Raw genomic sequence first — 21,761 nt, forward strand, 5'->3', positions numbered from 1 at the left:
ATGGAGAAAAAAATAATCTATGTCGTTTCGGATTCGGTTGGTGAAACAGCAGAATTAGTGACAAAAGCAGCATTAAGCCAATTTTTGGATGAAACCGATTATGATCTGTATCGTATACCATATGTAGAAAGCTTTGAAGTTTTGCGTGGTGCTGTCTACCACGCAAAGCAATTAGGAGCACTCATCGGATTTACTTTAGTAAATAATGAATTAAGAGATTTTCTCGTAGAGGAGGCAGCTTCTAAACAAGTTGAATGTGTGGATATTATGGGACCAATGCTTAGGGCAATGGAGCGGAAGTTTAGCTTGAAATCTAAGCAAGAGCCAGGCAATATTCATAAATTAGACGAGGATTACTTTAGAAGAGTGGAAGCAATAGAATTTGCTGTCCGGTACGATGACGGGCGAGATCCACGAGGGGTGATGCAAGCAGATATTGTATTAATTGGTGTCTCAAGAACTTCAAAAACACCATTATCACAATATTTAGCACACAAAAAATTAAAAGTAGCGAATGTCCCAATTGTGCCAGAAGTGGACCCACCAGAATCACTTTTTCAAATTCCCACACATAAATGTATAGGATTAAAGATAAGTCCTGAAAAACTTAACGGGATACGTAGAGAGAGACTAAAGTCTCTAGGGCTTAGTGATGGAGCAAGCTATGCCAATTTAGATAGAATCGAAGCAGAACTTAACTTCTTTGATAATGTAATCCAAAGATTAGGTTGTCCAGTTATCGATGTTTCCAATAAAGCAGTCGAAGAAACAGCGAATATTATTTTAAATATGATTAACCAACCATATTGGAATTTAGAAAATGATAATGGTGAAAAAATCGATGAATCATAAAGGAATAGAAAATTATTTCGAATTCCTCGTATTTATTATTGGAAATTAACACATAATTGTTTTATAATAATATTTTGTGTAAAACAAAATATAAATTTATTATAACCTTTTTTATAGTTTTTCTAGGAATAATTTTAAGGAAAAGCAGGAATTTGCTAATTTTTGTAGAATAATTTAGCATAAGGGTTCATTTTTTTTACGATTGCCAAACAAAAATCCTAATAACAAAGGTTGTTTTAGTTAGTGCAAAAAGAGGTATTATGATATTAAAGGGGAATTCTCTTTTTCTTCACAGAATGAGAAATTTGTCGAATGTTAAAATAGAATATGCTTTTATAATTTGATTAGAATTGGTGATAAGTATGGCTAATCAGTATACAGATGAAACGATTGCGTCTGTTCAAGCCGCAAATGATGTAGTAGACATTGTTGGCGAATATGTCCAACTAAAAAAGCAAGGCAGGAATTTCTTTGGACTATGCCCTTTTCATTCTGAAAGCACCCCATCTTTTTCCGTAAACCAGGAGAAACAAATTTTTCATTGCTTTGGCTGTGGTAAAGGTGGAAATGTTATTACATTTATGATGGAAATCGAAGGCTTTTCCTTTCGACAGGCCATCGAATTTTTAGCTGATAAATCTGGTCATACCTTACCAAAAGCTTCCGAAACAAATAAAAAAGAACCTTCTACGGAAGAACAGGCGATACTAGAAGCGTATCAATGGCTAACTAAATTATACCATCATCTCCTGAGACATACAAAAGATGGGAAAAAGGGCTTGGAGTATTTGTATCAAAGAGGTTATTCTGATGAATCTATAGATACATTCCAGCTAGGCTACTCACCACAATCCAAAGATTTCATTTTGCAATTTCTAGAAAATAAAGGTTTCCATCGTCAAACAATGGTGAAAGCAGGACTCTTAACAACAAATGATCAACAAAATTATGTGGATCGTTTTCAAGGAAGGATTATTTTCCCTATTCGTAATGCCATTGGAAAAACAGTCGGTTTTGGTGGAAGATCGATTAATGGACAGGATCCCAAGTATTTAAATAGTCCTGAATCACCTGTCTTTCAAAAAAGTAAATTACTTTATAATTTTGACTTGGCACGAAGTGAAATTCGCAAGAAAAGTGAAGCCATATTATTAGAAGGTTATGCAGATGTTATTGCTGTCCATCAAGCAGGTGCAAAAAATGGTATTGCATCATTAGGAACGTCTTTAACAGATGCACATGCAAGTATTCTCCGAAGGTATGTTGATACGGTTTTAATTTGTTTTGATGGCGATGATGCCGGTCAAAATGCAACGTATAAAGCAATCAAGCTATTAAAGAATGCTGGATGTACAGTGAAAGTAGCTAACTTACCAAAAGGCTATGACCCAGATAGTTATATTCAAGAATTTGGTGCAACTAGTTTTAAGGAAAACGTACTCCAGGCGAGTTCATCAGAAATGACTTTTCTTATTAATCATTTGAAGAAAAATTTTAATCTTCAACATGAAGGAGATCGGATTAGATATGTAGAAAGTATTATAGGAGAAATTGCTTTACTAAAAAGTCCGATCGAAAGAGATCATTATATCCGGGACTTATCTGATCAATTTGATTTATCTTATGATGCATTAAATCAGGATTTAATGTCAAGGATACGTAACAACAGTAAAAATGATGATAACCGTCAAGACTTTGGTCATACTAAAGATGGAAATCATCTAATGAATCGACGGAATCAAAAAGTATTATCAGCGTATCAGAATGCAGAGAGAAGACTTATTGCTTACATGCTACAAAATGCTCATGTTGCAGAAAGAGTAAAAAATAGACTTGGATCAAAGTTTAATCTAGAACAACACCAAATTATTGTTACCTATCTTTATGGCTTCTATGAGGAAGGAAATGAACCAAATTCAAGCCATTTTCTCACATATATAGAAGATGAAACGATTCGTAAGCTAATTGTTGAATTGTCCATGCTTGATTGTAGCTGGGAAATTACGGATAAAGAAATGGATGACTATATTAGAACCATCTTAGCTGAACAGACGGATCATGTTCGGATTAAACAACTAGAACAGGAACAAAAGCTACTAGAGAAAACAGATCCGGTAAAAGCAGCTCAAATTGCGATGGAAATATTAAAGATAAAGCAACAATCAAAAAATGGAGCAAGTTTTTAGAAGGAGGGGCACTCATGGCAAATAATAAACCATCACGTTCAAAGGAGCCTGAACTTACATTAGAACAAGCAAAAGAGCATTTAATGGAAATCGGTAAAAAGCGTGGTGTTTTAGCATATGAGGAAGTTGCTGAAAGACTATCAAATTTTGAATTGGAATCAGATCAGATTGATGAATTTTATGAGCAATTGAACGAGCAAGGTGTGGAAGTAATTGGAGATAATGATGAAGATCCAACTTTACAACAGCTATCAAAAGAAGAGGAATTTGATTTAAATGACCTTAGTGTACCTCTAGGTATTAAAATAAATGATCCTGTTCGGATGTATCTAAAGGAAATTGGTCGTGTGGACTTATTATCGGCAACAGAGGAAATAGATCTAGCGAAACGAATCGAAGAGGGCGATGAATATGCCAAGAAACGTTTGGCTGAAGCCAATCTACGACTTGTTGTAAGTATTGCAAAACGCTATGTCGGTAGAGGAATGCTATTCCTTGACTTAATTCAAGAAGGGAATATGGGGCTAATTAAGGCAGTTGAAAAATTTGACTTCCGGAAGGGATTTAAATTTAGTACGTATGCCACTTGGTGGATTCGCCAAGCCATTACAAGAGCGATTGCCGATCAAGCACGAACCATCCGCATTCCTGTGCATATGGTTGAAACGATTAACAAATTAATTCGCGTGCAACGTCAATTATTACAGGATTTAGGACGGGAACCTACACCAGAAGAAATTGCTAAAGACATGGATCTTACACCTGATAAAGTGAGAGAAATTCTTAAAATTGCTCAAGAGCCCGTTTCTTTAGAGACTCCAATTGGGGAAGAAGACGATTCGCATCTTGGAGACTTTATAGAAGATCAAGAAGCTACCTCGCCATCCGATCATGCCGCTTACGAATTACTAAAAGAACAACTGGAAGATGTACTAGACACGTTAACTGATCGAGAGGAGAATGTTTTACGCCTTCGCTTTGGACTTGATGATGGAAGGACTCGAACACTAGAAGAAGTTGGAAAGGTGTTTGGTGTCACAAGAGAACGTATCCGTCAAATTGAAGCAAAAGCATTGCGAAAGCTTCGCCATCCTAGTCGTAGCAAGCGATTAAAAGACTTCCTTGAGTAGGGGATTTGAATGACCTTCTGTGTACTTTACGCAGAAGGTAGCTTTTTTATACGGAAGTAAATAGTTGGCTTTTACCACCGTTTATGCTCTAATAAAAGTGACTTCATTTCCTTAACACAAGACCGATATAAATAAAGAAAGAATTTCGTTGTTCGGGGATGATCTAATGGATGAAGCTAGAAAAGAAACGGTGATTAAGGAAATCAATTACTGGAAGACACATCAATTGCTTCCAGAGCATTATTGTGATTACCTGCTTGCATTATATACCGAAGGAGAAGGAGAACAGCTTGCTAACAAACAGTCGACACCATATTATTTATTGATTTACTTTTTTAATGCATTATTGTTCTTGTTTCCTGTGCTTATTTTTCAGCTGACTGATTCTCTTTTTTTACAAATTGTAGGCGTTTTAGTAGTATTAGGTATAAGCGGTAGTTTTGTTCGTCTAACTATAAGAAAAACTTATTTAAAAGAAACCTTTTCTATCCTTATTTTCTTTATAAATTTCTTATACAGTACCGTCATTTTTTTTAACATATACATTGGCATAGATTGGATTACGATAATATGGATTTACTTAAATGGGATTACATGGATTCTATTTGGTAAGGTAAAAGGCAAGTTCTTTCTACAAGCAGCAGGTGTTTTTGTTGTAATCATTGCCAGCATTTTCGTCGGGTTCGAATATTTTTAGTCAAATTATCGAAATTTAATTAGAATCACTTTGCTTAAATGAGAATTTACAGTAAAATAGATATGGATTTGTATTTCTAATACATAACGATGAGACAAGCAATACATGTTACATAAGGAGGAACTAAAAATGAAAAAAAATCCTGTTATACCTTTTGCATTGATTGCTGTGTTAGGTATCCTAGCAATGGTTATTTTATCGGTACAAGGACTAAATCAACAGGAAGAGATTGCTAATGGTGGTGGCGAAGAAGTCGCCCTCGATCCTGAAGCTATTGCCCAAAACTGTATAGGCTGTCACGGTGGCGACCTAGAGGGTGTGGAAGGCTCTGGACCAAGCTTACAGAAAATCGGAAGTAAATATTCAGAGGAAGAAATCAATGAAATTATTATGAATGGTATTGAAGGTACGGCAATGCCTGGAGGATTAGTATCGAGCGAAAAAGCACAAGTCTTGGCTGAATGGCTTGCTCAAAAACAATAAAAGCGTAGAATAAGCTTTCTGTTTTCATAACAGAAGGCTTTTTTCTACACTTATACGGAAGGAATTATCATGTTATGCTGTCAAAAAGATTAGAGAAAATAGCAAAATACTTAGTAAAACCAATCGAATTTGCCGACATTGGTTCAGACCATGCCTACTTACCATGCTATGTTTGTCTTCAAGATGCTACTGCAATTGCCATTGCAGGAGAAATTAATCAAGGTCCATACCTTCGTGCGATTGAAACGGTAACAACCAACCAGTTGGAGAATAGAATACATGTCCGTAAAGGAAATGGATTAGAAGTGGTAAACGAAGGCGAGGTATCACAGATTACGATTGCAGGAATGGGTGGGAAATTAATCAAAAATATATTAGAGGAAGGGAAATCTAAGTTAACGGGTGTAAAAAGACTTATACTACAACCAAACTTAGATGCCGATATTGTCAGAAAATGGTTGTATCAGCACCGGTATGCCCTTATTGCAGAAGAGATTATCGAAGAAGATGGCTATATATATGAAATTTTAGTTGCTGAACAGGTTCATTTCACACCGAGGATAACAGAAAAAGAATTAATGTTTGGGCCATTTTTATTAAACGAAAATAATTCTATTTTTCAAAAAAAATGGTGGAGGGAAAGAGATAAAAAAGAAATACTTCTGAATGAGATGCGTAAGGCAACCCATACTCCAAATGAAAAAATACAACAATTTACAAAAGAGATTCGTTTAATAGAGGAGGTTGTTGATGATGGAAACAACAGTTAAAGCCATTATTCAATTATTCGAAAAATGGGTTCCGAAGGATTATGCAGAATCTTGGGATAATGTAGGACTTCAAGTGGGAGATTTAGAACAGAGCGTACAAAATTTACTAATTACACTTGATGTAACAGATGAGATAGTAGAGGAGGCGATAGAGCATCAAGTACAGCTAATCATCGCCCATCATCCCTTATTATTTAAAGGTCTAAAACAAATTGATGTGAACGATTCAAAAGGAAGGATTATTCAGAAACTATTAAAAAACAATATTTCTGTCTATGCTGCACATACGAATTTAGATATGGTGAATGGTGGGGTAAATGACCTGCTTGCAGATAAATTGTGTTTAAAAAATCGTCAAGTTCTTGTACCTTCCATAACGGATAAACTATATAAATTTATGGTATATGTCCCAAAAAGTCACGCAAATGTGGTAAAAGAAGCAATTGGTAAGGCGGGTGCAGGTCATATAGGTAATTACAGTCATTGCACCTTTGAAACAGCTGGAATGGGTGCATTCAAGCCATTAGAAGGAACCAATCCATTCTTAGGAAAGAAAGGAAAAATCGAAGAAGTCGAAGAGATTAAAATAGAGACGATTGTAAAAGAAAAGCAGTTAAGTAAAATAATTGAGATGGCTAAACAAAGTCATCCATATGAGGAAATGGCCTATGATGTATTTCCTTTAAATAATTCAACGGAAACGCTTGGACTCGGACGAATTGGTTTAGTGGAAAAGGAAATGACCTTAAAGGAATATCTTTCTTTTGTGAAGGATGCTTTAGATGTTCCATTCGTGCGTTTTGTCGGGGATGAAAATAAGATAGTAAGGAGCGTAGCTGTCTTAGGAGGTAGCGGGAAAGGCTATATTATAAATGCAATAAAAATGGGGGCAGATGTCTATATTACAGGTGATTTAAGCTTCCATGATGCACAGGATGCAGAGCAGGCAGGTATTTGTCTGATTGATCCAGGACATCATGTAGAAAGAGTGATGAAAGATGGGGTAAAGTGCTATTTTGATCACCACCAAAAAGAATTACCAACACCGGTTAATATAATCACTTCCACCATCTCAACAGAACCGTTTAAATGTTATTAACGATTGTAATAAAAAGAGAATCAGTGGGAACTGATTCTCTTATTTTGCCTTGGCTTTTACCTTTGGCAATATTTTATTTTTGTCTACTTTTGAGTCCTTATCCCATGTGTCCGAATTGTTTGGATCAAATTGTTCAATAAACTTGATTACTTCTTTTGTTATAGGGGTAGGTGTTGATGCACCAGCAGTTATAGCTACTTTTTTAACTCCCTCTAACCATTCTAATTGAATTTCAGAAACATCGGCTATCCGATATGCTTGTGTACCGGCGAGTTCGATCGAAACCTGTGCAAGACGGTTCGAGTTATTACTTCGAGGATCTCCTACCACTAAGGTTAGGTCAGCATCCTTCGCTTGTTCGGCAACGGCTTCTTGTCGTACTTGGGTAGCCATACAGATCTCTTGTTCCATTTCTGTTTGCGGATATTTTTCTTTTACCTTTTGCATGACATCATAAACATCCCATTGACTCATGGTGGTTTGATTCGTAACAAGAATCTTATCAAAGCTCGATAAGTCAAGCTCTGAAACATCTGCTTCTGTTTGGATCAAATGAACATGATCTGGTGCAACTCCGATAGCACCTTCAGGCTCTGGGTGCCCTTTTTTGCCAATATAGACAATTTCATAATTTTCTTTTACTTTTTCACGGATTAAATCATGTGTTCTAGTTACATCAGGACAAGTAGCATCAAGAACCATTAAGCCCTTGTCTTCTGCTTTTTTCTTTACTTCTGGAGAGACTCCATGTGCAGTGAATATGACGGTTCCTTCTTCGATATCATCAAGCAGCTCTGAACGGTTTTTACCATCCAATGTATAGACACCTTGCTCCTTAAAAGCATTGGTTACGTGTGAATTGTGAACAATCATACCTAGTATATAGATTGGTCGAGGTAGATTGGGATCCTTAACTGCATTTTGCGCAATGACCATTGCATCGACAACACCATAGCAATAGCCACGTGGAGCGATTTTAATTACTTCCATTCTGGTTCCCCCTCTGTACTTTCTTGCATAGATCAAGTAAAATATTACATAATGGAATAGAAAATTGTCCAATACTTTTATTATAAAGGTATTCTTAGCAATTGACAAAGATTTGTTAAGCAAAAGGAGATCAAAATGAAAAATCATTTATTTAAGCAGTATCAGCTAAAGGAATCCATGGATCACATAATAGATCAACTCGGCTTTTATGAACCAACACCGATTCAAGCAAAAGTGATTCCAGAAGCTCTAAAAGGAAATAGTATCATTGGACAATCTGAGACAGGCTCTGGAAAGACGCATGCATTTCTTATTCCTCTGTTTAATAATTTGACGGATGATAATCATACGCAAGTAGTGCTCACCGCTCCTACAAGAGAATTGGCGATCCAAATCTACGACGAAGTGAAGAAAATGATCAACTATGCTGATAAAGAGACGGAGTGGAGAGCGAAGCTTTTGATAGGTGGAACGGATAAGAAACGAATGGTCGATAAATTAAAAGAACCGCCACATATCATCGTAGCAACTCCAGGAAGATTATTAGATCTAATACAAGAGGAAGTAGTGGATATTTTCCAAGCTAGCACCTTCGTAATAGATGAAACAGATTTAATGCTGGAATTAGGCTTAATTGAGGAAATCGATCGGATATTAATGAGAGCTGATTCATCTATACAAATAATGGTATTCTCAGCCACCATACCAGAGAAGCTTCAGCCATTTTTAAAAAAATATTTACATGCACCAAAATTCATTCAAATCCATGATCGATTAGCTCCGGAGAAAATGGAGCACCGTATGGTTGCCCTAAAGCATCGTGAACCAGCCCAAGTAATATGGCAAATTTCTAAGCTAATTCAACCATATCTTGCGATCATCTTCACGAATGGAAAAGATCGAGCCGATGAGCTAGCAGCTTCATTACAAGAAAAGGGACTAGATGTTGGTTTAATCCATGGAGGATTATCCCAAAGAGAACGTAAACGAGTGTTGAAAGAAATTCAGCAATTAAAGTACCAGTATATTGTGGCAACAGATCTTGCAGCTCGAGGAATAGACATTAAAGGTGTCAGTCATGTGATTAATGCAGAGCTTCCAAAAGAGGAGAGCTTTTATATTCACAGAGTAGGGAGAACTGCTAGAGCAGGAATGGAAGGAACGGCAATTAACCTTTATCGAGAAGATGATTTGGGACTTATTCAAAAATTGGAGAAAAAAGGAATTCAGTATACGTTCTATGATATCGTCAAAGGGGAATGGCAAGAAACAAAAGCATGGAATGCCAGACAGACGAGAAAAAAGCAAGAAAATGAAGTGGAAAAAAAAGCATGGCAACAGGTGAGAAAACCAAATAAAGTAAAGCCTGGTTATAAGAAAAAAATGAAGCAACAGCAAAAGAAAGCAAAGAGAAAAATTCAACGCAATCAATTCAAGAAATAAAAAGGGTGGAGAATAAATGGTGAAGATAGGATCACATGTTTCAATGAGTGGAAAGAAAATGTTATTAGCTTCAAGCGAAGAAGCAACATCGTACGGAGCAAACGTATTTATGGTATACACAGGTGCCCCACAAAATACTAGAAGAAAACCGATTGAAGAATTAAATATTGAAGCAGCCCAAGATCATATGAAAGAAAATGGCATAGAAGAAATTGTTGTACATGCTCCTTATATTATTAATATCGGTAATGCTGTCAAAAAAGAAACCTTTGAGCTAGGGGTCAATTTTTTAAGAAACGAAATTGAACGAACAGAAGCAATCGGTTCAAGACAAATTGTGCTTCATCCAGGTGCACATGTTGGGGAAGGGCCTGAAGTTGGAATTGCCAAAATTATCGAAGGATTAAATGAAGTATTAGATCCCAAACAAGAGGTTCAAATTGCACTTGAGACGATGGCTGGAAAAGGGTCCGAAATTGGAAGAAGCTTTGATGAGCTAGCTAAAATCATCGATGGGGTCAAATATAACGAAAAGCTCTCTATTTGTTTAGATACGTGTCATATCCATGATGCAGGCTATCAAGTGGTCGAGGATTTCGATGGTGTATTAAATGAATTTGATAAAATTATCGGTTTGGATCGATTAAAGGTTGTCCATGTGAATGATAGTAAAAACGAGCAAGGTGCAAGAAAAGACCGACATCAAAATATCGGTTTCGGTTATTTAGGATTTGATGTATTAAACAAAATCGTTCATCATCCACAACTGGAACATTTACCGAAAATTCTTGAAACACCGTATGTGGGTACGGACAAAAAGAATAAAAAACCACCATACAAATTCGAAATAGAAATGCTAAAGAATGGTACATTTGTACCTGATTTACAAGATCAAATAATGAATCAATAAAAGAGGCTTGGGCGATCGCCCAAGCTTTTATATTTAAAACAAATCTTTTATTCCATATTCACTAGCCAACTTTTGAAATATTTGTTGGCATTTTTTTGCTGTTTCAAGGTCGGTAATTTGAGCAAGCTTTTTCAACATTCGGGCACGATCCGATGCATTGGTTGGATCATATTGATTCTGTTTAAGGTGATTAGCAATGTCTGTTGCTTGTTCGAATGTAACATTTAGTTTATACATTTTAGCATAGTCATACAATGTATTTGGGTCTACTTGTTGAAGCTTCATCATAATCATCCTTTTAGTAAATCCGTTCATTTAGGCACTCCTTTGTCTAGAAATGAAATCATTATTTTATTTTATGCAAGAATTGGTTAAAAGTGTACTTATTCGGTAAATTATTACATAACAAAAATTAAATAAGTACATAAAAGTGTTGTTTCCAAAGCGTAGAAATTACCAAGTAAATCATCAAGGAATAAAGACATACTAAAGAATGTACCTCTAACTTATGAAGAGGAGGGTTGAGTATGTCAAATCATGATGATCAAAATAGAACTGACGGTGTGGATAAACAGTCCAAGCAATTTGCTGAAACGGATGAACTATATGCTGCAAACAAGGACTACAGTCGTGAGGCAGAAGCTTCGCAAGAACTTACAGCTAACGAGTTTAACCGAGCTGTTGAGACAGAACAAGGAACTAGTATGCAGACAGATGTGAATACAGTTTATGGATGGATTGGATTGATCTTATCGATCGCTTCATTCTTCGTTTGGCCATTACTAATGGCTATTGGGGGGATCGTATTAGGCTTCATCTCCAAAAAAAAAGGAGCAGATACACTAGGAAATAGTGCTATTGTTATTTCCATTATTTCCTTGTTACTGTCCTTGATATTTGTACCATTATTTTAAATGAAAAAAGCTAGCCCATTTTGAAGGGCTAGCTTACTTATACTTCCTGTGTTTCCGTTTTTTGTTTTTCAAAATACTCTTCTGCGATTTTATCGACTTCTTTCTTTAATTCCTCTACCATTGTTTCTTCAGGGACTTTTCGAATGATTTCTCCATGACGGAATAGTAATCCTTCTCCTCGAGCACCTGCAATACCAATATCTGCTTCTCTTGCTTCACCAGGACCGTTAACAGCACAGCCAAGCACGGCAACTTTAATTGGTGCTTTAATCGTGGAAATATATTCTTCCACCTCATTGGCAATTTTGATTAGGTCAATTTCTATTCTTCCACACGTAGGACAAGAAATTAGTGTTGCCGCATTGGAAGCAAGACCAAATGTTTTTAGCAATTCTCTTGCTACTTTTACCTCTTGTACGGGGTCTGCACTTAACGAAATTCGCATCGTACTACCGATTCCTTTACTAAGAATGGCACCCATTCCTGCTGCACTTTTGATACTCCCAGCAAATAAAGTACCTGACTCAGTAATACCTAGGTGAAGTGGATAGGAGATTACTTCTGCAGCCTTTTCGTATGCTTCAATCGCTAGGCTTACATCAGAAGCCTTGAGTGAGACAACAATATCATGAAAATCTAGGTCTTCTAATATTTTAATATGGTGTAATGCACTTTCTACCATACCATCAGCAGTAGGATAGCCGTATTTTTCGAGTATATGACGTTCTAATGAACCTGCATTGACACCTATACGAATCGGAATGCCTTTCGCTTTTGCCGCATTGACAACTGCCTCTACTTTGTCTCGTTTCCCAATATTACCTGGATTAATTCTAATCTTATCAGCTCCACCTTCTATTGCTTTAAGAGCTAGCTTATAATTAAAATGTATATCAACCACTAATGGGATGTTAATTCTTTTTTTTATTTCTGGAATGGCATTGGCAGCACGCTCATCAGGACATGCTACACGAACGATTTGACAACCTGCATCTTCTAGTCTTTTTATTTCTTCAACGGTTGCTTCAACGTCATGTGTTTTGGTTGTAGTCATAGACTGAATGACAACCTCGTTTTTTCCACCTACCATTACGTTGCCAATTTTCACAGGTCGTGTATCCTTACGATGTGTTAAAGCCATAAATAAAATCGCTCCTTTATATTTCCACGTAAATAATCTAATTACTGTACCAACTTCCATTATAAAGGTTAACCTAGTAAATGAGAAGTGTAACACATTCAAATTTGCAAATTATTGAAACCTTTTCCTAGTAGGATCGTATTTTATATTTAAGAGCATACAATTCAGTTCTAATCATTCGAATCATTTGATAAGATAAAGAAAAGCCGAGAGGTGAGTAGCCATGTTTGATTTTAATGCAGATTGGATAAGTTTTGTTATCTGTGGTTTAGCTACCCTGTTTCTAGTTGGGGAAATATTAGTCAATGTAAAAGGGATTTTTGCCATTCTTGGCCTTGGTTTTATTACAGTATATTTTTCTTCTTTTTTAGATCCTAGTATGTTTTTTATTATGATTGCTATTTATTTAATTGGTATGTTATTCATCGTAATCGATGGCAAAATACTGAATGATGGAACTTTAGCTGTCATAGGATTGGTCTGTATGGTGATATCTGTAGGGATGACAGCACCTAATTGGGTAGCGGGACTGTACGCTGTATTAGGGGTTTTTATAGGAGGAGCTGCTTCTTTACTATTTCTTAAGGTATTTAAGAAGCGGAAGATGTGGACGAAAATTACACTCTATGATCAATTAACAGATGAAGCAGGATATTCAAGTGTTAATCAAAGCTACAAATTATTAGTAGGGAAGGAAGGAAAAGCTATTACAGATATGAGGCCTACAGGGACCATCCGTATCGGAGAAAACGACTATAGTGCAGTCACACAAGGGAAGTGGCTGGAGAAAGATACCCGAATTGTGGTGGTGTCTGTAGATGGTACAAGAATATTAGTAAAAGGAAAAGTCTGAGAATTCAGGCTTTTTTGTTTTTAAAATTTATATTTTTTTAGAAAATCCAATAGTTGCTAATTTTAAAATAAAAAATTCATATTAATTAAATAGGATTATTGTTATAATATGAATGAATTGTTAAGAGAGTGTAAATTTTTATTAAAGACCTTTACAAATCGTTCATGAAAACTTAATATTAAATTCGTATGTGCTTTGCGAAAAATGTCTTACTATGTCAAAGAGATGAGCAGACATAAGGACAAAACGACGAATTTGCTTTTATGAAGGGATGAAAACTGTTGGATTTAAATGTACAAGTTATGATTTTTGAATTTATTGGCGGTTTAGGTATTTTCCTTTTAGGTATTAAATATATGGGGGAAGGGCTTCAAAAATCCGCTGGTGACAGATTACGTACCATACTTGATAAATTTACAAGCAATCCGTTTATGGGTGTACTTGCCGGGATGATTGTGACTGTGTTGATTCAATCAAGCTCCGGAACGACCGTCCTAACGGTTGGGTTAGTAAATGCAGGGTTTATGACATTAAGACAATCCATTGGTGTAATTATGGGTGCTAATATTGGGACAACGATTACAGCATTTATTATAGGATTTGATATTGGCGCATATGCATTGCCGATTTTAGGTATTGGTGCATTTTTATTATTTTTCTTTAAAGAGAAACGAATTACCAATATTGGTTTAACCATTTTCGGATTTGGTGCCTTGTTTTTTGGTTTAGAGTTAATGAGCTCTGGACTTAAACCATTACGAGATTTACAAGCATTTCACGATTTAACCGTAAGTATGTCTAATAATCCAATACTTGGCGCTGTCATTGGGACTGTGTTTACCATTGCTGTTCAAAGCTCAAGTGCAACCATTGGAATACTACAAAGCTTGATGCTTGAGGATGCTATCCAATTAAAGGCTGCTTTACCGGTACTATTTGGTGATAACATCGGGACAACGATTACAGCAGTTTTAGCATCGATTGGAGCAACTATTGCGGCTAAACGTGCTGCATTAACACATGTAATCTTTAATGTAATTGGAGCAACGATTGTCATTACATTTATTCATTTTTATACGATTATGATGGAGCATATCCAGGCAGCATTAGAACTGAATCCTGCCATGACGATCGCTTTTGCACATGGAATCTTTAATGTGCTGAATACTATTATTCAATTTCCATTTATCGGATTATTGGCTCTGATCGTGACAAAGATTATTCCAGGAAAAGATACCGAAGTCGAATATAAAGCAAAGCATTTAGATCCAATTTTTATTCAACAATCGCCATCTGTTGCACTAGACCAAGCTAAATTCGAAGTCATTCGAATGGGTGAATATGCAATAAGAGGACTAGAAGAGACAAGCTCCTTTTTAAATACGAAAAATAGCAAAAATGCTGATATGGCGCAACAATTGGAAGGTGCGTTAAATAATCTAGACCGGGAAATCACAGCCTATTTAGTTCAATTGTCGGGGTCGACCCTATCAGACATAGAAAAGACCGATCACTCTGCATTAATTAATGCCGTTCGGGATATTGAACGCATAGGTGATCATTATGAGAATATTATTGAGTTGATTAATTACAAAATGTCGAATAAGGTAGATATTACAGAGCAAGGCATGATAGATTTAAATGAAATGTTCGATCTAACCATTATAACGGTAAAGGAAGCTATTAAAGCATTAGAGCAAATGGATAGGGAAGCTGCTTTATCCGTTGTACAGAAAGAAAATGAAATTGATAAAATGGAAAGAAGATACCGTAAAAAGCATATTATTCGTCTGAATGAGGGAGTTTGTACAGGAGCAGCAGGAATTGTATTTGCAGATATTATTAGTAATTTAGAGCGAATAGGAGACCATGCTGTGAACATTGCCGATGAAGTGCTTGGTGGCAAACATAATTAATCTTTTCGGGGTAACAAGCTTAGAAAAATGCTTGTTATCCCGAAATCCTTCTTCTTTAAATAAAAAAGTTCAAAAAAAGTATTGACGTTATATTTTTTATATGGTAAATTATTAAATGTCGCTTCAGTAAATACATAATTTTAATCCACAGTAGCTCAGTGGTAGAGCTATCGGCTGTTAACCGATCGGTCGTAGGTTCGAATCCTACCTGTGGAGCCATGGCGGTGTAGCTCAGCTGGCTAGAGCGTACGGTTCATACCCGTGAGGTCGGGGGTTCGATTCCCTCCGCCGCTACCAATTTCTTAGACGATGGCGGTCGTGGTGAAGTGGTTAACACATCGGATTGTGGTTCCGACATGCGTGGGTTCGATCCCCACCGGTCGCCCCATCATTATATATTTAGAGAAGAAGGACCCTTAGCTCAGTTGGTTAGAGCTATCGGCTCATAACCGATCGGTCGCAGGTTCGAATCCTGCAGGGTCCACCATATTTTTACACGGAGGAATACCCAAGTCCGGCTGAAGGGATCGGTCTTGAAAACCGACAGGGGCTTCACGGCCCGCGGGGGTTCGAATCCCTCTTCCTCCGCCATTTATACATAACTAGGACAGTGTCTAAAAACAGAATAAAAAAATTGGCTCGGTAGCTCAGTCGGTAGAGCAACGGACTGAAAATCCGTGTGTCGGCGGTTCGATTCCGTCCCGAGCCACCATTCTCAACAAGCGAACGTTAAAGCTTGTTTTTTTATTTATTATAAAATTAATTTCACTTGATGGAAAACCTTTCATACTATAGTGAATAAATGCTAATTATTTGCAATCTATTCTGACTATTTGATAATATTTGAATTGGAGAGGTTAGGAACCTTCAAACTAAAAAATAGGAGGAATAAACATGGCAAATTTTACTTTACCAGATTTACCTTATGCATATGATGCACTCGAGCCACATATTGATAAGGAAACAATGAACATTCATCACACTAAACATCACAACACTTATGTTACGAAATTAAACGCTGCACTAGAAGGTCATGATGATTTAGCAAATAAATCAATCGAGGACATTTTAGCAAATCTTGATGCAGTACCTGAAAATATTCGTACAGCAGTTCGTAATAATGGTGGCGGACATGCCAACCACAGTTTATTCTGGACATTGCTATCAGCAAATGGTGGTGGTGAGCCAACTGGAGAATTAGCTGACAAAATTAACGAAGCATTTGGTAGCTTTGACAAGTTCAAAGAGGAATTTGCAAATGCTGCAGCTGGACGATTCGGCTCAGGCTGGGCTTGGCTAGTAGTTGACAATGGTAACTTAGCTATTACAAGTACACCAAATCAAGATACTCCTATTTCTGAAGGGAAAACACCAATTCTAGGTCTTGATGTATGGGAACATGCTTATTACCTAAAATATCAAAATAAACGTCCTGATTACATTGCAGCGTTCTGGAATGTAGTAAATTGGGATAAAGTTGCAAGCTTATATAATGAAGCAAAATAAAAAAAGGAAAGGAAGTGCTCATCGTAGCACTTCTTTTTTGCTTGCAAATTTTTTACAGGAAGTAAAGCGACGAAGCATAAATTTTGAAATTCAGAGTATTAGAAAAGCTAACGAAAATAGCTCGAATGCGAGTTTTTCTAATAGGCGCAAAATTACTTCTTCACACCTTGATCGGTTTCTAACTTTATTTTCGTATATCTCATTTAAACTGGAAAAGACTATAGATTATAGGCTTTAAATGAGGTGTAAGAAAATGCAGTTATTTCCAAGTAAAAAACCTTCCATACCAGTAAGTAGAGATTTAAAGATATTACTGATTATCGGTGGTTTATACGCACTTTCCACTTTTATCTCCAACACATTTGTCAATGTGTTCTTATGGAAGCAATCAGGAGACTATATGGATATTGCCACCTATAACCTTTTTATTTATTTGCTACAACCAATCTCCTTTTTTGTCGCTGGCAAGTGTGTGAAGCATGTAGATCGGACACTGATTATTCGAATAGGTGTAATCTTTTTGTCCATTTTTTACATGGTGGTACTCCTTCTAGGAGAAAAAGCCGTTAATTATACTTATATGCTTGGCGCTATATTAGGGATTGGCTATGGCTTCTATTGGTTAGCTTACAATGTGTTAACCTTCGAAGTAACAGAACCAGAAACACGAGACTTATTTAATGGGATACTTGGATCCTTACAATCCTTTGGTGGAATGGTCGGACCCTTACTTGCTGGCTATATCATCACACTGATGGATAATTTCAAAGGATATAGCACGATTTTCTTTTTATCTTTTTTTCTTTTCTTTTTAGCGATTGTTTGTTCGTTTTATCTAAAGAAAAGAAAAGCAACAGGTCGTTTCTTTATCCGTGAGGTTTTCAAAGAAAGGAAGCATAATACGAATTGGCGTAGTGTGCTATTCGCCCACCTTACACAGGGATCAAGAGAAGGATTGTTTATTTTTATTATTACAATTTGGGTGTATATTGAAACAAATAGTGAGCTTTCGCTTGGTCTTTTCAATTTTTTGATCTCCCTTTGTTCCTTTATTAGCTATTACTTTGTCTCAAAGATGGTTAGCAGCAAAAAAAGAAAAGCAGCCATTTTCTATGGTGGTCTAGCTTTATATTTAGCCGTGTTACTTTTTGTGTTCCCAACCAGCTATGTCACCATTCTTCTCTATGGCGTCATCATAGGGGTCAGTTTTCCATTATTTAATGTCCCATTTGTTTCTCTCACGTACGATATAATCGGAAAATCTAAAAATGCTGGAAATTGGAGAGTAGAATATATTATTATTCGTGAGGTGTTCATTAATATTGGAAGAGTGCTTGCGATTATTGTCTTTATTGTGAGTGTCTCCTTTTTAGATCCAATCTTCATTATTCCAGTATTAATGCTTGTCTTTGGTGGCGGTAATTTCCTTTCCTATTTCTTTATCAGAAAAACATCAATTTAATTTTCCCAATTCTTCTTCCATGCTATAATAAGTAAGTATGCATTTGTCAGGATAAAATAGTAGAGGGGGAAGGATATGGGCAAATACTTAAACTTTAGGCAAAAAAAGAAAAAAGTGAAAAAAAAGCGATCACAGCTACCACTACGTTTAAATATTTTATTCGTTAGTGTTTTCCTGATTTTTTCCTTATTAATTGTCCAGCTTGGGGTTGTGCAAATTTTAAACGGAGAAGAAGCGCAACGAGAAATTGATCAAACAGAAAACACTCCTTCTGAAAAACCTGTGCCACGTGGGTTGATGTATGATCGAAACCATAACTTAATACTGGATAATAATCCAGTCAAATCCATTACGTATACACCACCCAAGCATGGTCAAACAGCAGATGAGAGACTAGAGCTAGCGGAAGATTTAGCAGAATATATTACGATCATTAAAGATCAAGAAGAACTAAAAGAAGAAATAACAGAACGAGACAAAAAAGAATACTGGTATATTCAAAATACAGAAGAAGTCGCAGACCGCTTAACGGAAAAAGAAAAGGAGCTAGAAGGTGGAGACAAGTATCAGGCTGAATTGAATGCCATTACAGCAGATGATCTTGCCACAGTCGACTGGACTCCTGAGTTATTAAATATTATTGCAATTAAAAAGGAATTGGATCAAGCACATGAGTTATCCCCACATATTGTCGTAAACGAGGGGATAACAGATGAAGAATATGCAAAAGTTGCAGAACATCTGCATGATCTTCCAAATATTGATGCAACCATTGATTGGGAACGTGATAATAACTATGAAGGAACATTAAGTGCATTTATCGGAAGTATCACGTCATCAGAAGAAGGGATACCGAGAGAGAATAGTGATTACTATTTAGCTAATGGCTACACCTGGAATGATCGTGTCGGAACGAGTGGATTAGAACAGCAATATGAGCATGTACTAAGAGGAAGAAAAGAAAAAGTCCAATACACCACGAATAATGACGGAGAAGTAGTCGGCTCAGAAGTGGTTGTCGAAGGACAACGAGGCAAGGATCTTATATTAACAGTAGATATGGAGCTTCAACAACAGGTGGATAAGATCGTCGAAGAAGAGCTACGAACGGCTATTAACCATCCGGTTAATAATAATGGTTATTTAGAAGATGCAATGGCAGTTGTGATGAATCCACAGACAGGTGAGATCCTTGCAATGTCAGCTATAAGATATGATCGTGAAAATAAAGAATATGTAAATAATGCTTACCGTACAATTTATGATGCCCATGCTCCTGGTTCTGCTATTAAGGGAGCTACGATGCTGGCAGGCTATCAGAGTGGTGTGATAGATATCGGAACAAGATTAGATGATGGGGTAATAAAGATAAAAGGAACAAAAGAGAAAAGTTCATGGAAAAATCTTGGAGATAATATTTCTGATTTGTACGCACTAGAACAATCCTCCAACGTTTATATGATGAGAATCGCAATCAAAATGGCAGGTGCAACGTATCGATATAATGAACCACTGTACAATTTTGATTATGGCGCGTTTGGAGAGTTGAGGAATTATTTTAAACAGTTTGGTTTAGGTGTCGAGACAGGGATTGATATGCCGTTTGAAGCAACAGGTGTTACGGGATCGAATGGATTACCAGGTAATTTCCTCGACTTGTCGTTTGGGCAATTTGATACCTATACAACCATGCAATTAGCACAATATGTTTCTACGATTGCGAATGGTGGATACCGAATTAAACCACATCTCGTAAAAGAAATCAGAGAGCCATCAACAGAAGATGGAAAATTAGGCTCTGTCTTGAAGACGATGGAGCCTGAGGTAATAAATCGTATTGAGATGGATGACAAATATATTGAACGTGTTCAGGAAGGCTTCCGTCTAGTATTTACACAGGGAACTGCACAAAGACTGTGGAAGGATGTTCCCTATGAAGTTGCGGGAAAAACAGGTACTGCAGAAAATCCTCAATACAAGGATGGAGAGTTAGTCGCAAATACAGAGAATTTATCTCTTGTTGGCTATAGTCCCGAAGAGAACCCAGAGGTAGCTTTTGCCGTAATCGTACCAAAAAACGGTACAGGTGCTGGTCAATATGAAATTAATCATAAGATAGGGAAACGTATTATTGAAGCATATTATGAAGGAAAATCTGCTGACGAAGACAACGAAGAAGAATAAATATAATGATTCAAAGCATATAGCCTCGGCTATATGCTTTTTTCTATGAAAATTACCACATAATCTGTCGAATTTACATAGTCTTTACAATTGCTTAATAGTGAATTAATAGTTTTGCGTTACTATGTAGTAGAAGCAAGATCATAGCTTTTATAAAAACAATTGTAGGGGGAAAAACAATGAGTAAATGGAAGTTAATGATGTTGGTAGCTGTCACTCTATTAACAGTAGGTTTGTTAGCTGCTTGTGGAAATGCCCCAGATGATGCGGGCTCAGATGAAAATAATGAAGCAAATGCATCAGAAAATGGCGAAGGATCTGGTGACGAAGGCTCAGAAGATGGAGAGGTTTCTGGACCAGTCAATATTGATGGTTCTTCAACCGTTTTACCGATCATGGAATATTTAACGTACGAATATAATCAAGAAAATCCAGAAGTAGAAACAGCACTTAATTCATCCGGTTCTGGTGGTGGATTTGAAAAATCTACTGTTGGTGAAATTGATTTAAGTAATGCTTCTCGTCCAATTAAAGATGAAGAAAAAGCCACTGCTGAAGAAAATGGCATTACCTTACATGAAATTGAATTAGCTTATGACGGTTTATCTGTAGTGGTAAGTCAAGAAAATGATTTTGTTGAAAACTTAACAATTGATCAATTAAAACAAATCTTCCTAGCGGATGGTGGAGCAACGAAATGGTCTGACATTAACCCAGAATGGCCAGAAGAGGATATTGTTATTTATAGCCCAGGACACGATTCCGGAACGTTTGATTATTTCAATGAAGTAATCCTAGAAGAAAATCCTATGCGTGAAGGCGAAAATGTCACACTATCTGAAGATGACAACACATTAGTAACTGGTATTCAGAGTGATCCATACGCAATTGGTTACTTCGGTTATGCCTATTATGCAGAAAATCAAGATACATTAAAGGTACTTGGAATTGACAATGGTGATGGAAATCCTGTAAAGCCAACAGCTGATACGATTCAAGATGGTTCTTACTCACCACTTTCTCGACCATTGTTCACATACGTAAATGTGGATTACATGAAAGAAAAGCCACAAGTGCTTGATTTTGTGAAATTCTCAATCGAAAATGCTGGTGCAGCTGCTGAGGAAGTAGGCTATGTTGCACTTCCAGATGAAAAGTACCAAGAGCAATTAACAGAGATCGAAGAATTAGCAGCAGAGTAAGAATTGAAAAAGGCTAGTATATC

19 protein-coding genes and 6 tRNA genes are annotated in these 21,761 nt (G+C 36.6%); 22 read left to right on the top strand and 3 right to left on the bottom strand.

Going from position 1 to position 21,761, the window contains the following annotated elements; translation table 11 throughout:
- The 7 genes from ACZ5N5_RS14630 (at window position 1) to ACZ5N5_RS14660 (ending at window position 7,217) form a co-directional block, all read left to right on the top strand.
- Window positions 1-852 carry a pyruvate, water dikinase regulatory protein gene (locus ACZ5N5_RS14630; protein ID WP_109984161.1) on the top strand — a complete coding sequence of 284 codons (852 nt, stop codon included), beginning with the start codon at window positions 1-3 and terminating at the stop codon, window positions 850-852.
- A 362-nt stretch (window positions 853-1,214) separates the two neighbouring features.
- Window positions 1,215-3,038 (top strand): DNA primase, encoded by a 1,824-nt coding sequence (gene dnaG / locus ACZ5N5_RS14635; RefSeq protein ID WP_109984162.1) that lies wholly within the window; start codon window positions 1,215-1,217, stop codon window positions 3,036-3,038.
- A gap of 14 nt (window positions 3,039-3,052) precedes the next feature.
- Window positions 3,053-4,168, top strand: a complete 1,116-nt coding sequence (gene rpoD / locus ACZ5N5_RS14640; RefSeq protein ID WP_054787787.1) for an RNA polymerase sigma factor RpoD — start codon at window positions 3,053-3,055, stop codon at window positions 4,166-4,168.
- A gap of 166 nt (window positions 4,169-4,334) precedes the next feature.
- A complete protein-coding gene (locus tag ACZ5N5_RS14645) occupies window positions 4,335-4,865 on the top strand; it encodes a hypothetical protein (RefSeq protein WP_464372699.1) in 531 nt (176 codons plus the stop codon).
- Between the two features lie 129 nt (window positions 4,866-4,994).
- The gene (gene cccA, locus ACZ5N5_RS14650; protein ID WP_464372700.1) at window positions 4,995-5,348 is read left to right on the top strand and encodes a cytochrome c550; all 354 of its coding nucleotides are present in this window, start codon (window positions 4,995-4,997) and stop codon (window positions 5,346-5,348) included.
- Window positions 5,349-5,422: 74 nt separating this feature from the next.
- Entirely contained in the window at window positions 5,423-6,118 is a 696-nt protein-coding gene (locus ACZ5N5_RS14655) for a tRNA (adenine(22)-N(1))-methyltransferase (protein ID WP_464372701.1), read from the top strand.
- Entirely contained in the window at window positions 6,102-7,217 is a 1,116-nt protein-coding gene (locus tag ACZ5N5_RS14660; protein ID WP_464372702.1) for a Nif3-like dinuclear metal center hexameric protein, read from the top strand. The genes ACZ5N5_RS14655 and ACZ5N5_RS14660 overlap by 17 nt, the downstream gene beginning before the upstream one ends.
- 39 nt (window positions 7,218-7,256) lie before the next feature.
- On the opposite strand, the gene ACZ5N5_RS14665 is transcribed toward ACZ5N5_RS14660, so the two are convergent.
- Window positions 7,257-8,207, bottom strand: a complete 951-nt coding sequence (locus ACZ5N5_RS14665) for a 4-hydroxy-3-methylbut-2-enyl diphosphate reductase (RefSeq protein ID WP_109984165.1) — start codon at window positions 8,205-8,207, stop codon at window positions 7,257-7,259.
- A gap of 135 nt (window positions 8,208-8,342) precedes the next feature.
- On the opposite strand from ACZ5N5_RS14665, the gene ACZ5N5_RS14670 reads away from it, so the two are divergent.
- Entirely contained in the window at window positions 8,343-9,650 is a 1,308-nt protein-coding gene (locus ACZ5N5_RS14670) for a DEAD/DEAH box helicase (RefSeq protein ID WP_109984166.1), read from the top strand.
- Window positions 9,651-9,666: 16 nt separating this feature from the next.
- Entirely contained in the window at window positions 9,667-10,560 is an 894-nt protein-coding gene (locus tag ACZ5N5_RS14675) for a deoxyribonuclease IV (RefSeq protein ID WP_109984167.1), read from the top strand.
- Window positions 10,561-10,593: 33 nt separating this feature from the next.
- On the opposite strand, the gene ACZ5N5_RS14680 is transcribed toward ACZ5N5_RS14675, so the two are convergent.
- Entirely contained in the window at window positions 10,594-10,875 is a 282-nt protein-coding gene (locus ACZ5N5_RS14680; protein WP_054859275.1) for a DUF2624 family protein, read from the bottom strand.
- Window positions 10,876-11,087: 212 nt separating this feature from the next.
- Between ACZ5N5_RS14680 and ACZ5N5_RS14685 the strand changes: the two genes are divergently transcribed.
- Window positions 11,088-11,474 carry a hypothetical protein gene (locus ACZ5N5_RS14685; RefSeq protein WP_054787721.1) on the top strand — a complete coding sequence of 129 codons (387 nt, stop codon included), beginning with the start codon at window positions 11,088-11,090 and terminating at the stop codon, window positions 11,472-11,474.
- A 37-nt stretch (window positions 11,475-11,511) separates the two neighbouring features.
- Here ACZ5N5_RS14685 and ispG read toward each other — a convergent pair whose 3' ends face one another.
- On the bottom strand, window positions 11,512-12,615 hold the full coding sequence (gene ispG, locus ACZ5N5_RS14690; RefSeq protein WP_109984594.1) for a flavodoxin-dependent (E)-4-hydroxy-3-methylbut-2-enyl-diphosphate synthase: 1,104 nt from the start codon (window positions 12,613-12,615) through the stop codon (window positions 11,512-11,514).
- Window positions 12,616-12,838: 223 nt separating this feature from the next.
- Between ispG and ACZ5N5_RS14695 the strand changes: the two genes are divergently transcribed.
- The 12 genes from ACZ5N5_RS14695 to ACZ5N5_RS14750 all read left to right on the top strand — a co-directional run bounded on the left by ACZ5N5_RS14695 (window position 12,839) and on the right by ACZ5N5_RS14750 (window position 21,738).
- Window positions 12,839-13,468 carry an NfeD family protein gene (locus tag ACZ5N5_RS14695; RefSeq protein ID WP_054859277.1) on the top strand — a complete coding sequence of 210 codons (630 nt, stop codon included), beginning with the start codon at window positions 12,839-12,841 and terminating at the stop codon, window positions 13,466-13,468.
- A 281-nt stretch (window positions 13,469-13,749) separates the two neighbouring features.
- Window positions 13,750-15,384, top strand: coding sequence for a Na/Pi cotransporter family protein (locus tag ACZ5N5_RS14700; RefSeq protein ID WP_054859278.1), 1,635 nt, complete (start codon window positions 13,750-13,752; stop codon window positions 15,382-15,384).
- Window positions 15,385-15,528: 144 nt separating this feature from the next.
- Window positions 15,529-15,603: transfer RNA gene (locus ACZ5N5_RS14705), tRNA-Asn, on the top strand.
- Between the two features lies 1 nt (window position 15,604).
- Window positions 15,605-15,681 (top strand) — tRNA-Met (locus tag ACZ5N5_RS14710).
- 15 nt (window positions 15,682-15,696) lie between these two features.
- Window positions 15,697-15,772, top strand: a tRNA-His gene (locus ACZ5N5_RS14715).
- A 22-nt stretch (window positions 15,773-15,794) separates the two neighbouring features.
- A tRNA-Ile gene (locus ACZ5N5_RS14720) sits at window positions 15,795-15,871 on the top strand.
- 11 nt (window positions 15,872-15,882) lie between these two features.
- Window positions 15,883-15,975, top strand: a tRNA-Ser gene (locus tag ACZ5N5_RS14725).
- A gap of 45 nt (window positions 15,976-16,020) precedes the next feature.
- Window positions 16,021-16,096, top strand: a tRNA-Phe gene (locus ACZ5N5_RS14730).
- A gap of 182 nt (window positions 16,097-16,278) precedes the next feature.
- Window positions 16,279-16,890, top strand: a complete 612-nt coding sequence (sodA, locus tag ACZ5N5_RS14735; protein WP_054787720.1) for a superoxide dismutase SodA — start codon at window positions 16,279-16,281, stop codon at window positions 16,888-16,890.
- 253 nt (window positions 16,891-17,143) lie between these two features.
- The gene (locus tag ACZ5N5_RS14740) at window positions 17,144-18,352 is read left to right on the top strand and encodes an MFS transporter (protein WP_277677888.1); all 1,209 of its coding nucleotides are present in this window, start codon (window positions 17,144-17,146) and stop codon (window positions 18,350-18,352) included.
- Between the two features lie 75 nt (window positions 18,353-18,427).
- Entirely contained in the window at window positions 18,428-20,536 is a 2,109-nt protein-coding gene (locus tag ACZ5N5_RS14745) for a peptidoglycan D,D-transpeptidase FtsI family protein (protein ID WP_277677889.1), read from the top strand.
- A gap of 179 nt (window positions 20,537-20,715) precedes the next feature.
- Window positions 20,716-21,738 carry a phosphate ABC transporter substrate-binding protein PstS family protein gene (locus ACZ5N5_RS14750; RefSeq protein ID WP_054787719.1) on the top strand — a complete coding sequence of 341 codons (1,023 nt, stop codon included), beginning with the start codon at window positions 20,716-20,718 and terminating at the stop codon, window positions 21,736-21,738.
- The last annotated feature ends 23 nt before the right edge of the window (window positions 21,739-21,761 follow it).

The organism is Gracilibacillus sp. JCM 18966 (assembly GCF_055392695.1).